Source organism: Sphingomonas soli NBRC 100801 (genome assembly GCF_001591025.1).
Taxonomy (GTDB): Bacteria; Pseudomonadota; Alphaproteobacteria; order Sphingomonadales; family Sphingomonadaceae; genus Sphingomonas; species Sphingomonas soli.
In genome coordinates, this window is the sequence record NZ_BCTZ01000019.1 from 83,741 (window position 1) to 95,789 (window position 12,049).

10 protein-coding genes, 2 tRNA genes and 1 rRNA gene are annotated in these 12,049 nt (G+C 64.5%); 11 read left to right on the forward strand and 2 right to left on the reverse strand.

The genetic code is table 11. The features are described 5' to 3' along the window. The first annotated feature begins 55 nt into the window (after nt 1-55). The 7 genes from SSO01S_RS14565 to SSO01S_RS14595 all read left to right on the forward strand — a co-directional run bounded on the left by SSO01S_RS14565 (nt 56) and on the right by SSO01S_RS14595 (nt 6,728). The gene (locus SSO01S_RS14565) at nt 56-718 is read left to right on the forward strand and encodes a LysR family substrate-binding domain-containing protein (RefSeq protein WP_066800143.1); all 663 of its coding nucleotides are present in this window, start codon (nt 56-58) and stop codon (nt 716-718) included. A 40-nt stretch (nt 719-758) separates the two neighbouring features. Continuing rightward, entirely contained in the window at nt 759-1,352 is a 594-nt protein-coding gene (locus SSO01S_RS14570; protein WP_066800146.1) for an NADPH-dependent FMN reductase, read from the forward strand. Then, complete coding sequence (locus tag SSO01S_RS14575) at nt 1,349-2,176, forward strand: HpcH/HpaI aldolase/citrate lyase family protein (RefSeq protein ID WP_066800149.1); 828 nt, start codon at nt 1,349-1,351, stop codon at nt 2,174-2,176. Before SSO01S_RS14570 ends, SSO01S_RS14575 begins: the two co-directional genes overlap by 4 nt. A gap of 52 nt (nt 2,177-2,228) precedes the next feature. Continuing rightward, on the forward strand, nt 2,229-3,479 hold the full coding sequence (gene hisS / locus SSO01S_RS14580; RefSeq protein WP_066800152.1) for a histidine--tRNA ligase: 1,251 nt from the start codon (nt 2,229-2,231) through the stop codon (nt 3,477-3,479). A gap of 109 nt (nt 3,480-3,588) precedes the next feature. Next, nucleotides 3,589-4,659, forward strand: coding sequence for a peptide chain release factor 1 (gene prfA / locus SSO01S_RS14585; RefSeq protein WP_066800155.1), 1,071 nt, complete (start codon nt 3,589-3,591; stop codon nt 4,657-4,659). A 192-nt stretch (nt 4,660-4,851) separates the two neighbouring features. Next, nucleotides 4,852-5,661: a peptide chain release factor N(5)-glutamine methyltransferase gene (gene prmC, locus SSO01S_RS14590; RefSeq protein WP_083943126.1), complete on the forward strand. Its 810-nt coding sequence runs from the start codon at nt 4,852-4,854 to the stop codon at nt 5,659-5,661. A 269-nt stretch (nt 5,662-5,930) separates the two neighbouring features. Continuing rightward, on the forward strand, nt 5,931-6,728 hold the full coding sequence (locus SSO01S_RS14595) for a DUF4167 domain-containing protein (protein WP_066800161.1): 798 nt from the start codon (nt 5,931-5,933) through the stop codon (nt 6,726-6,728). A 285-nt stretch (nt 6,729-7,013) separates the two neighbouring features. Here SSO01S_RS14595 and SSO01S_RS14600 read toward each other — a convergent pair whose 3' ends face one another. Beyond that, nucleotides 7,014-7,313, reverse strand: coding sequence for a hypothetical protein (locus SSO01S_RS14600; RefSeq protein ID WP_245646802.1), 300 nt, complete (start codon nt 7,311-7,313; stop codon nt 7,014-7,016). 68 nt (nt 7,314-7,381) lie between these two features. Here SSO01S_RS14600 and SSO01S_RS14605 point away from each other — a divergent pair, with 68 nt between their 5' ends. Continuing rightward, nucleotides 7,382-7,810, forward strand: coding sequence for a CBS domain-containing protein (locus SSO01S_RS14605; protein ID WP_066800232.1), 429 nt, complete (start codon nt 7,382-7,384; stop codon nt 7,808-7,810). Between the two features lie 26 nt (nt 7,811-7,836). Here SSO01S_RS14605 and SSO01S_RS14610 read toward each other — a convergent pair whose 3' ends face one another. Further along, a complete protein-coding gene (locus SSO01S_RS14610; protein WP_066800235.1) occupies nt 7,837-9,312 on the reverse strand; it encodes a lipopolysaccharide biosynthesis protein in 1,476 nt (491 codons plus the stop codon). A 649-nt stretch (nt 9,313-9,961) separates the two neighbouring features. Here SSO01S_RS14610 and SSO01S_RS14615 point away from each other — a divergent pair. The 3 genes from SSO01S_RS14615 (at nt 9,962) to SSO01S_RS14625 (ending at nt 12,005) form a co-directional block, all read left to right on the forward strand. Continuing rightward, nucleotides 9,962-11,448, forward strand: a 16S ribosomal RNA gene (locus SSO01S_RS14615). 181 nt (nt 11,449-11,629) lie between these two features. Further along, a tRNA-Ile gene (locus SSO01S_RS14620) sits at nt 11,630-11,706 on the forward strand. Between the two features lie 223 nt (nt 11,707-11,929). After that, nucleotides 11,930-12,005: transfer RNA gene (locus SSO01S_RS14625), tRNA-Ala, on the forward strand. Nucleotides 12,006-12,049: the final 44 nt, after the last annotated feature.

Genomic DNA, 12,049 nt, shown 5'->3' on the forward strand with positions numbered 1-12,049 from the left:
TCGCACCCGTCGCATCGCGCAACACGCGCCGGCAGAATCGCGCATCCCTAATCCGATGGAAAGCGTACCCGCCGGCTCCGGCACGAGTTTCGCCGGCAGACCCGATGGCGAGCGGCACGACCTGGCGGTCGGCTGCTTTGCTTCGATCTGCCGTGACCGGCTGGCGGACGAGCTGCTGGAATTTTCGCGCATCTGCCCGCAGGTGGATATCGGCGTGCACGAAATGGGGCGCGGGGCGCTGCTGGCGGCGTTGCGCAGCGGCGACTTGTCGTTGGCGGTGCTTCCCGGCGGTGAAGAAGCCGGGACGCGATCGAAGGAAGTGTGGCACGATCGCGTGATGGTCGCGGTTCCGCATGGCCATGCGCTGACCAAAAAGGCGGCCGTGCTCCCCGCCGATCTGCGCGAGTATCCGCTCCTCGTCTCCCGCCAGCAATATGGCAGCGATATGCACCGGTTCCTAGCGCGGATGATCCTGCCCGCCGGGGCGGTGCTCGACACCACGATCGTCGATGTTGGACCAGCTCGGCTGATCGAGCGGGTGGCGGGTGGAGCGGGCGTCACCCTGATCTGCGAGAGCCATGTCGCGCACCTTGCCGCCGATCTTACCGTCTTGCCGGTTTTCGCCAGCGGAGCGCGTTTTCCGGTGCGTGCCTATTGGACCGATGCCGAGCCCGAATGGCCGCTTTCGGCGCTGATCGGCAGCCTGACCCGCCGCTAGGGGACTGGCGTTCGGCGCCAGTTCGGGGCAACAAAGCGGCATGCAAACCGAAACCCAGGCGCCGCTGATCGTGGGGCTTGGCGGCACCGTCGCCGCCGCCAGCTCGTCCGAGCGGATCACCCGCAAGATCCTCGAAGCCTGTGAGGAGCGCGGCGCGCGTACCAGGCTGTTCGCTGGGCCGGAGCTGGATTTCCCGACCTATGGCACCAGCGACGATCGCTGCGACAACGCCCATGCCCTTGTCGCCGCGCTGCGCGAGGCGGGCGGTGTGGTGATCGTGTCGCCGGGCTATCACGGCACGATTTCGGGCATGCTCAAGAACGCGCTCGATTACGTACAGGATATGGCAAAGGACGAGCGGCCGTATCTGGACGGCCGCGCGGTGGGCCTGGCCGCAGTCGCCGCGGGCTGGCAGGCCACGGGGAGCACGCTGGCGACGCTGCGCGCCATCGCACACGCGCTTCGCGGCTGGCCGACGCCGCTGGGGGTAACGATCAACTCGCTCAACCCGGTATTCGATACCGAGGGACATTTCGCCGACCGGGCCGTGCAGGGACAGGTTTCGGCGATGGCGGACCAGCTGGTGGAATTCGCCAGCATGCGCGCGCTTGCCCGCGCGCGGGTCGGCAAATGAGGCTGCGCTCGCTGCTATTCGTGCCGGGCGATCGGCCCGAGCGCTTCGCCAAGGCCGAGGCAAGCGGGGCGGATGCGCTGATCCTCGACCTTGAGGACTCGGTCGCGCCCGAGAAGAAGCCCGAGGCGCGCGCCGCGATCGCCGAATGGCTGGCGCGCGAGCGGGGCACGCCGTGTCTGGTACGGATAAACCCGATCGACAGCGACCATGCGGCATCCGATTTTGCAGTTGCGCGTGCGGCGGACGGGATCATGCTTCCCAAGGCGGAAGGTGCGCCGTCGGTGCGGGCGCTGCTGGCGCTGGGCGATTGCCCGCTGATCCTGCCGATCGCCAGCGAAACGCCCGCCGCGGTGTTCACGCTGGGCAGCTATGGCGAGGTATCCGAGCATCTGATGGGGCTGACATGGGGCGCAGAGGATCTGCCCGCCGCGATCGGCGCTGCCACCTCTCGCGAGGAGGATGGCAGCTATACGGCGCCCTATCAGATGGTCCGCTCGCTCACGCTATTTGGCGCGCATGCTGCTGGCCTCGCGGCGATTGAGACGGTCTATCCGAATATCGCCGATACCGAAGGGCTGGCGGCCTATGTCGCGCGGGGGCGGCGGGACGGCTTTAACGGCATGATGACGATCCACCCGGCGCAGGTGGCGGTGATCAATGCGGGGTTTTCGCCGAGTGAGGCGGAGATCGAGCATGCCCGCGCGGTCGTCGCGGCCTTTGCCGATAATCCCGGCGCGGGGGCACTGAAGCTGGACGGCAAGATGATCGACCGCCCGCATCTGAAGCAGGCCGAGGCGCTGCTGGCGCGCACTGCGCAGGAATAGCGTCTCTACCGCATTGCAGCGCTTCACGAACCTGCTACTAACCCGCCCCCAAATGGCACGTATTGAAACGCCCAAGCGCATCCGGGGGACCCAGGACATATTCGGCGAGGAGCAGCGGCGGTTTGCCGCGGTTCTCGACGCATTCGACCGTGTGCGCCGTCTTTACTGCTTCCAGCGGGTGGAAATCCCCGTCTTCGAAGCGACCGGCGTGTTCGCCCGATCGATGGGCGAGACTTCGGATGTCGTCTCGAAAGAGATGTACACGTTCGAGGACAAGGGCGGCGACCTGATCACGCTGCGCCCGGAGTTCACCGCAGGCATCTGCCGGGCCTTCATCACCGAGGGCTGGCAGCAGCATGCGCCGATGAAGCTGGTCACTTCGGGGCCGGTGTTTCGCTATGAGCGCCCGCAAAAGGGCCGCTTCCGCCAGTTCCACCAGATCGACGCGGAGATCATCGGCGCGGCCGAGCCCGCCGCCGATGTCGAATTGCTGGTGCTGGCCGATCAGCTGCTGCGCGAGCTGGGCATTTCGGACGGGGTTACGCTCCAGCTCAATACGCTGGGCGATGCCGAGACGCGCGATGCGTGGCGGGCGGCTTTGGTGGCGCATTTCGAAAAGCATCGCGGGGAACTGTCCGAAGACAGCGCCACGCGGCTGGAGAAGAACCCGCTGCGCATTCTCGATTCCAAGGATCCGCGCGATCGTCCGATTGCGGATGCGGCGCCGGGGATCGACGAATTCCTGACGCCGGATGCGGCTGCGTTCTTCAAGGCGGTGACCGATGGGCTGGACGCGGCGGGCGTGGCGTGGACGCGCAACGACCGGCTGGTGCGCGGGCTGGATTATTACCGCCACACCGCATTCGAGTTCGTCACCGATCGGCTGGGTGCGCAGGGGACTGTGCTGGCCGGGGGGCGCTATGACGGGCTGATCGGCTCGCTGGGCGGGCCGGAGACGGCGGGCGTGGGCTGGGCGGCTGGCGTCGAGCGGCTGGCGATGCTGATCGACGAGCCGGCGGGCGAGAAGCCCGACGTGATCCTTGCGGTCGAGGATGATCGCGCGCTCGCATTCGGCATCCGGGCTCTGAAGGCGCTTCGTGACAATGGCCTTTCTGCCGAGATGATTGCCACTGGCTCGCCGAAGAAGCGCTATGACAAGGCGGCTAAGGTCAACGCCAAGGTGATCGTCGGCCTCGTCTGGGAGAATGACGCGGCCAAGGCGAATGCCCGCTCGGCTATCGGAGTGGTCGAGCACGCTCGCGTCGAGGCGCTGTTGCAGGCCGTTGCGGGGGCGCGACCATGACCTTTTCCTGTCACCCCGGCCTAGCGCCGGGGTCCCGCTTCTTCGCCTCCGCCAATATTAGCGGGACCCCGGGTCAAGCCCGGGGTGACGAACCGGTCGACGGGGTCGCATGAACATCCCCGCAGACCGCATTGCTGCGATCGAGGCGCGGCGGGATGAGTTGCAGGCGCTGATGGCGACGGGCGACTTGCCCGGCGACAAGTTCGTTGCGGTCTCCAAGGAATATGCCGAGCTGGAGCCGGTCGCCAAGGCGGCGGGCGAGGTGCGGCGGCTGCGCGCCGAGCTGGACGTGCTGGTGGGGATGGAAGCGGAGGGCGATGCCGAGCTGCGCGAGATGGCGCGCGAGGAGATCGAGGCGCTGCGGATGACGATCCCGCATGCGGAGCGGGCGCTGGCGCTGGCGCTGCTGCCGCGCGACGCCGCCGACGAGCGTGCGGCGATGCTCGAAATCCGGGCCGGCACCGGCGGGGACGAAGCGGCGCTCTTCGCGGGCGACCTGTTCCGCATGTACCAGAAATATGCCGAGGCGCAGGGCTGGCGGGTCGAGCTGATCTCCTCCTCCGCATCCGATTCGGGCGGGTTCAAGGAAGCCATCGCCTCGGTCGAGGGCAAGGGCGTGTTCGCCAAATTGAAGTTCGAGAGCGGCGTCCACCGCGTCCAGCGCGTGCCGGCGACCGAGACGCAGGGGCGCATCCATACCTCGGCGGCGACGGTGGCGGTGCTGCCCGAGGCCGAGGAAGTCGATATCAAGATCGACGACAAGGATCTGCGGATCGATATCTACCGATCGTCGGGCCCCGGCGGCCAATCGGTGAACACCACCGACAGCGCCGTGCGCATCGTCCATATCCCGACCGGGCTGACCGTGATCCAGCAGGACGAAAAGTCGCAGCACAAGAACAAGGCCAAGGCGATGAAGGTGCTGCGCACCCGCCTGTATGAGCAGGAGCGCGAGCGGCTGCATGCCGAGCGGGCGGGCGCGCGCAAATCCATGGTGGGATCGGGCGACCGCAGCGAGCGCATCCGCACCTATAATTTCCCGCAGGGCCGCGTGACCGATCACCGGATCAACCTGACGCTGCACCGCTTGCCCGAGATCATGCAGGGCGAGATGGAGGAATTGCTCGGCGCGCTGATCGCGCAGGACGAGGCGGACCGGCTGGCGCAGATCGAAGGCTGACGCGTTGCGGACAAGCGACGCGCGTTTGGCGAAAGGTGACACTAAGGTGACACCAAGACGCCGTTTCTATCCGGGCCGGGACCAGCCCGCGGCGCGGGCGAAAATCCGGGCGAATTTCAAAGAGCGGCGAGGCATGGGCATGCCCCGGCAAGGCGAGCAAAGCCGATGAAATCCTACATTGCAAGCACAGGAATGGCGGCAGCCCTGACGGAGGCGGCGGCGCGCCTTGCCATGGTGAGCGACACGCCCCGGCTCGATAGCGAACTGCTGATGGCGCACGCGCTGGGGGTAGAGCGCGACACGCTGCTGCTCCGGCATATGGGCGAAGCCGCGCCGGAGGAGTTCGCAGCTCTGATCGAGCGGCGCATGGGGCATGAGCCGCTTGCCTATATCACCGGCACGCGCGGATTCTGGAACATCGACCTGGCGGTGGGGCCGGGCGTGCTGATCCCGAGGCCGGACAGCGAGGCGCTGATCGAAGCCGCGCTGGAGCATTTTGGCGATGCCGCCCCCGCGACCATGCTCGATCTGGGGACGGGGCCGGGAACATTGTTGCTGGCGGCGCTGGCCGAATGGCCGGAGGCGAAGGGGCTGGGCGTCGATGCTTCGGAGACGGCGCTGGACTATGCGCGGCGCAATGCAGAGGCGCTGGGGCTGGCCGGGCGGGCCGTGTTCCAGCTGGGCGACTGGGCCGCGGGAATCGACGGGCGTTTCGACCTGATCCTTTGCAACCCGCCTTATATCGGCGAGGACGAAGCGATCGGCGAGGATGTGCGGCGGTTCGAGCCGCATACCGCGCTGTTTGCCGGGGCCGAGGGGCTGGACGATTATCGCCGCATCATCCCCGATCTCCGCCGCCTGATGGCGGAGGGCGGCGCGGCAGTGCTGGAGATCGGCTGGACTCAGGCGGACGCAGTTACGGCGCTGGGCGCGGAGCATGGTTTCACGACGCGGGTGCGAAACGACCTTGGCGACCGTCCCAGAGCGGTGCTGCTTACTTGAATCGGGGTGTGGACAACCCATATTTTTGCTTGGAGTTTAGTGTTGCACCCGCTAAGACAGCGGCGGGGCAGGGTAGCTTTCTCAAACAAGGCGACCGAACGCATGAGCGGTCAAACGCTCAGCTCCACTCCATAGTCACTGAGCTGCTGCAGTCCGGCGGCCATGGCACGCGAATGCGCCAGGCGAGGCGCCTTTGCACAGGTAACTTGCATCCGGGACCCATGATGGACCGACGGACGGCTTAGTAAAGACAGGACAGACAGACCTTGATGAACAATCGTCAGGCTAATAACGGCCGCCGTCGCGGTCGTGGCGGCCAGCAGCGTTCCGGTGGCAATTCCGGTCAGGGCAATGGCAACCGCATCGACAATCGCGCGCGCGGCAACGCTGCCCAGCTGCTCGAGAAATACAAGAACCTGGCCGCCGACGCCCAGCGGCAGGGCGACCGCGTCAACGCCGAATATTATCTGCAGTTCGCCGATCATTATTTCCGCGTGCTGAGCGAGAGCCGCTTGCGCTTCGAAGAGCAGAACCCCCAGGCGCGCCGCCCGCAGGAAGCGAATGACGAGGAGGGCGAGGACTTCGACTACGAAGCCGATGGCAACCGCGCCGGCGACGATCAGCCGCGCGAAGAGCGCCAGCCGCGCGAATATCGCGAACCCCGTGAGGCCCGGGATCGCGGCGACCGCGAAGTGCGTGGCGACCGCGAGGATCGCGAGCCGCGCCGCAACGGCCGCGCGAACGGCAATGGCTATTCCAGCCATCAGCTTGAAGGCGAGCCGGGCACGCAGGAAGATCTGGGCGAAGCACGCGCCGGGCGCGCGCCGCGCCAGGATCGCAGCGAGCGCCAGCCGCGCGCCGAGACGCAGGAGCGCACCGAGCGCCCGCGCCGCGCCGCCCGCCCGCGCCGCGAAGAGCCGGCTGCCGAGAGCGATCAGGGCCTCGACCTGGCGGTGCTCCCGCCCGCGCTCGGTGCCGATCTGGCCGCCGATGCTCCGGCCGAGCCGGAGAAGAAGCCCCGCCGCCGCCGCGTCCGCGCCGATGATGGCGAGGCGACCAGCGCCTGATTTCGACAGGGCCGCGGCCCTTCGTCGTTGAATTGCCGACATCCTCTCCGGCCCCGACCGGGGAGGATGTTGTGCATCTGGGGCTCGGCTTGGCGACAAGGCGATTGGCGAGGAAGTCGAGATCGAGCTGAGAAGGACGTCTAGTCGCGCTTTCGGCAGGGCTAAATGGTTTGACCCTTCGATCGGATAGGCACGTCGGCAAGGAAGAGGAAGCGGGACCCCGGGGCAAGCCCGGTGTGACGAAGGGGCAGGCGATGCGGATCGGACGGTGCCGTCTAACCGGCCTCAGTACCGATCGGCTTCGTCCCCGAGCGGGTCGATCACCTGTTCGTCATGGCCGGCGCCCGAGCTCAGGAACATCAGTCCCATCAGCGCGGCGGTCATCATGATCGTGCAGAAGGTGCCGAGCACGGTGGCGATGGCGACGTGAATGCCCATCCAGCCGAGCGCCCACCACATCGTGCCGACCGCGACCGCGCTGGCGAGCGCCGCCACCCCGGCCATCCACCACAGGATGTGCTTGAATCGCCGCCAGGCGAAGGCGGCGTAGCGCGGATCGTCCGGCATATTCCGATTATCGTCCATGGCTTTGCAATTGCGCCCGAATCGTGGGAGAAACAACCGCCTGAACCCGATTGAAGGAGCACGAAGCGATGACCATCGCGGCAATCCTGGGGGGAAAAGGGCATGAGGTGGTGTCTATCGCCGCCCATCATAGTGTCGCCGAAGCCGTGCAATTGCTGGCGGGCCGGAGGATCGGCGCAGTGCCGGTCATGGACGGCGACGCGGTGCTTGGCATCTTTTCCGAACGTGATGTGATCCACAGCCTGGAGCGGGAGGGCGCGACTGCGCTCGACCGGCGCGTATCGGAGGTGATGACCTCACCCGCGATCACGGTGAGCCCAGAGGAATCGATCCTGGGCGCGCTGGCGCTGATGACGCGGCGGCGGATCCGGCATCTGCCGGTGATCCAGGACGGCAAATGTGTGGGTGTGGTTTCGATCGGCGATCTGGTGAAGCACCGGATCGACCGGATCGAAAGCGAGGCCGAGGCGATGCGGATCTATATCCAGTCGGCCTGATACGGGCCGGGGCGGGGCGACGGACCTCAACCCCCGCGCTTGCGGACCATGTCGATCACCTGATCGAGCGTGGCGCGGGCGAAGATCGCCAGCCATGCGCCATAGACCAATGCGCCGGCGCAGGTGAGCAGCGCCAGCCGGAGCAGCGGGCCCATCGGCGGCAGCATATTGTCCAGCTGCGTGACGGCGACCGCCATCCCGATGGCGGCGAGCGCGGGCGGGGCGATCGCATCGACCAGATCGCGGAAGCGCACGCCGATCACCGGCAGCGTCCGCCAGGTCGAGATGCCGAGATAGAGCGGATAGGCGACGAACCAGGCGGCGACGAGGCCCAACAAGCCCCAATGCACGCCGACCAGAAAGGCGGCGGGCATCAGGATCGCGCCGGCGATGCCGTTCTGCGCGCCGATGCCGGGCCGCCCGCACGCATCGGTCGCGGGGGCGTAGAGCACCTGCAGCGTCATCATCGGCATGGCGAGCGCGAGCCAATGGACGATCGGCGCTGCCTCGATCCATTTGGGGCCGAGCACCACTTCGACCAGCGGCTCCGCCGTCGCGGCGAGCCCCAGATAGAAAGGAAGCGCGGCGACCATGATGATCCGCGCGGATTTGACGAAGGCGCTGGCGACCGCATCCTTGTCGTGCTTCAGCCGGGCATAGGCGGTGAAGGCGACCTCGTTGAGCGGGGGTACGAACTTCGAGACGAAGATCTGCGTGAGGAACAGGCTGGTGGTATAGATGCCCAGCATGTGCGGTTCGAACAGGCGGCCTGCGATGAACACATCGGCCTGGCTCTGGATGAACCAGAAGATCTGGCCGAACGCCATCACCCCGCCATAGCGCGCAATGTCGCTCGCCCCGCGAAAATCGAAGCTGGGCCACATCAGCGAGCGCGCCGCCCAGGTCATGCCGATCGCGCGGGTCCCGAAAAGGACGATGGGGGCGAGCACGAGCGTCCATACGCCGAGCCCGGCATAGGCGCCGGCGAGCGCGGCGAGCGCGCCGAGCAGCCCCGAGACGAAGTTCACCTTCGCCTGCTTCTTGAAGTCCATCTCGCGCGCGAGCATCGCATAGGGAAGCGCGATGAACGGCGTGGATATATATAGCAGCGCCTGCACGCGCAGCAGATCGGCCACGATGGGCTGACGATAATAAGCCGCGGCGACCGGCGCGGCGGCGAACTGCGCGGCGGCGAGCGCGAGATTGAGCAGGATCAGCATGCCGAAGAGCTGGCGCTGCGCATGGAGGCCGGCATTCTCGCGCTGGATCAGCGCGCTGGCCAGACCGTAGCCGTTGAGCATGTTGAGCAGGACGAGCACGACCTGCGTCATCGCGAACAGCCCATAATCGGCAGGCGACAGCACGCGGATGACGAGGAAGGTGGACGCCCAGGTGAGCATCTGCCCGGCGATCTGCGTGCCCGAGCGCCAGATCACGGCGCTGCGCACCTGATCGCGCAGGCGGGGTTCGGGCTCGGAAGGCAGGGCCACAGCGTCACTCATATGCGCGGGCATAGGCGCGCGTGCCTTTATGCGCCGTAAATCACCGAAGCGCGCGACCCCGGGTTTCGGCGGGGTTTCGGGCGGTGATTCGAAGGAAACGCGATTCCCGGGGGTGAATCGGCGGGGCGGGGCGCTTCCGGAGCCCTGCCAGCGCCGAAATATCCCCGATTCGAGGGGTGATTCGCCCGATTCGACGGGGGTTGGCGGCCGAAACCGCCGGAAAACGAACCTTCATAAACGCGACAAAGCACGGTTTTCCGCGGCTTTCCGGCTCTGTTTCGAAAAAAAGACAGAAAGTTACAAATCGCTGTTGACCGAATCAGAAGCCACGCATAGAAGCCACTCCACCGACGCGGTGCTCCTCACCGGAACGCTTCGACGGTCACCAAAAACCAGGCGCCAGACCGCCCCACCAAAAAGGGGGTAAGGTACGGCGTCGGTGTTTTGCGCTCTTTGACATTGTGATTTAGATGAAGGGACATGTGGGCGGCGGCCCCGGGTCCAACGGCTTCAAGGCGTTGGATACTCGGTAAAGCTAAGTCGCTCTTACATGTCTTACACGTTTCCATACGTAATTAGATTTTGTGCAGAGCGGCTCCTTGAAATGAGCGGTTCGGGCAGGGAATTCCACCTCGCTCGTATCGTACATAAACTTGAGAGTTTGATCATGGCTCAGAATGAACGCTGGCGGCATGCCTAACACATGCAAGTCGAACGAAGGCTTCGGCCTTAGTGGCGCACGGGTGCGTAACGCGTGGGAATCTGCCCTTGGGTTTGGAATAACAGTTAGAAATGACTGCTAATACCAAATAATGTCGCAAGACCAAAGATTTATCGCCCAAGGATGAGCCCGCGTAGGATTAGCTAGTTGGTGAGGTAAAAGCTCACCAAGGCGACGATCCTTAGCTGGTCTGAGAGGATGATCAGCCACACTGGGACTGAGACACGGCCCAGACTCCTACGGGAGGCAGCAGTGGGGAATATTGGACAATGGGCGAAAGCCTGATCCAGCAATGCCGCGTGAGTGATGAAGGCCTTAGGGTTGTAAAGCTCTTTTACCCGGGATGATAATGACAGTACCGGGAGAATAAGCTCCGGCTAACTCCGTGCCAGCAGCCGCGGTAATACGGAGGGAGCTAGCGTTATTCGGAATTACTGGGCGTAAAGCGTACGTAGGCGGCTTTGCAAGTTAGAGGTGAAAGCCTGGAGCTCAACTCCAGAACTGCCTTTAAAACTGCATCGCTTGAATCCAGGAGAGGTGAGTGGAATTCCGAGTGTAGAGGTGAAATTCGTAGATATTCGGAAGAACACCAGTGGCGAAGGCGGCTCACTGGACTGGTATTGACGCTGAGGTACGAAAGCGTGGGGAGCAAACAGGATTAGATACCCTGGTAGTCCACGCCGTAAACGATGATAACTAGCTGTCTGGGTACTTGGTACTTAGGTGGCGCAGCTAACGCATTAAGTTATCCGCCTGGGGAGTACGGCCGCAAGGTTAAAACTCAAATGAATTGACGGGGGCCTGCACAAGCGGTGGAGCATGTGGTTTAATTCGAAGCAACGCGCAGAACCTTACCAGCGTTTGACATGCCCGGACGGTTTCCAGAGATGGATTCCTTCCCTTCGGGGACTGGGACACAGGTGCTGCATGGCTGTCGTCAGCTCGTGTCGTGAGATGTTGGGTTAAGTCCCGCAACGAGCGCAACCCTCGCCTTTAGTTACCATCATTCAGTTGGGGACTCTAAAGGAACCGCCGGTGATAAGCCGGAGGAAGGTGGGGATGACGTCAAGTCCTCATGGCCCTTACGCGCTGGGCTACACACGTGCTACAATGGCGACTACAGTGGGCAGCAATTCCGCGAGGATGAGCTAATCTCCAAAAGTCGTCTCAGTTCGGATTGCACTCTGCAACTCGAGTGCATGAAGGCGGAATCGCTAGTAATCGCGGATCAGCATGCCGCGGTGAATACGTTCCCAGGCCTTGTACACACCGCCCGTCACACCATGGGAGTTGGATTCACCCGAAGGCGTTGCGCTAACTCGCAAGAGAGGCAGGCGACCACGGTGGGTTTAGCGACTGGGGTGAAGTCGTAACAAGGTAGCCGTAGGGGAACCTGCGGCTGGATCACCTCCTTTCTAAGGATATCGGCAGAAAGCGCCTTTGGTTTCGACCAGGGGAAGAGCTTCTTCCATTCCAAAGAACATAGCCGCCGTCCTCATGTCCCTTCATCACTGGATACCTTCCCGATCTTCGGGAGGGGTGCCTGAGCTGGCTCACGCCGCCCGCGGCCTTTAAAGGTCAGCTGGGCATGCGATGGGGCCGGTAGCTCAGGTGGTTAGAGCGCACGCCTGATAAGCGTGAGGTCGTAGGTTCAACTCCTACTCGGCCCACCATCGCGTAGCGAAGGAGATGATTTAGCAATGCTAAATCGCATCTGAGCAAGCGCGGCCAGCGCTGCATAGCGCGCCATAAGGCGCAGCTTTGTTGCGGCTGACGGCGTGCGTGCAATGGAACAGCGCCGCGGCAAAGCCGCGTCGTCGGCCGAAGCTTTGCTTCGCCGGCCGTGCTGGTCGATCCGCGAAGTAGCTCCGCTATTTCGTCGTACGACTGGCGCATGGGGCCTTAGCTCAGCTGGGAGAGCGGTTGCTTTGCAAGCATCAGGTCATCGGTTCGATCCCGATAGGCTCCACCATGCGCTGACTGATTATCCAGGGATGAAGCACCGAGATCCGCTCT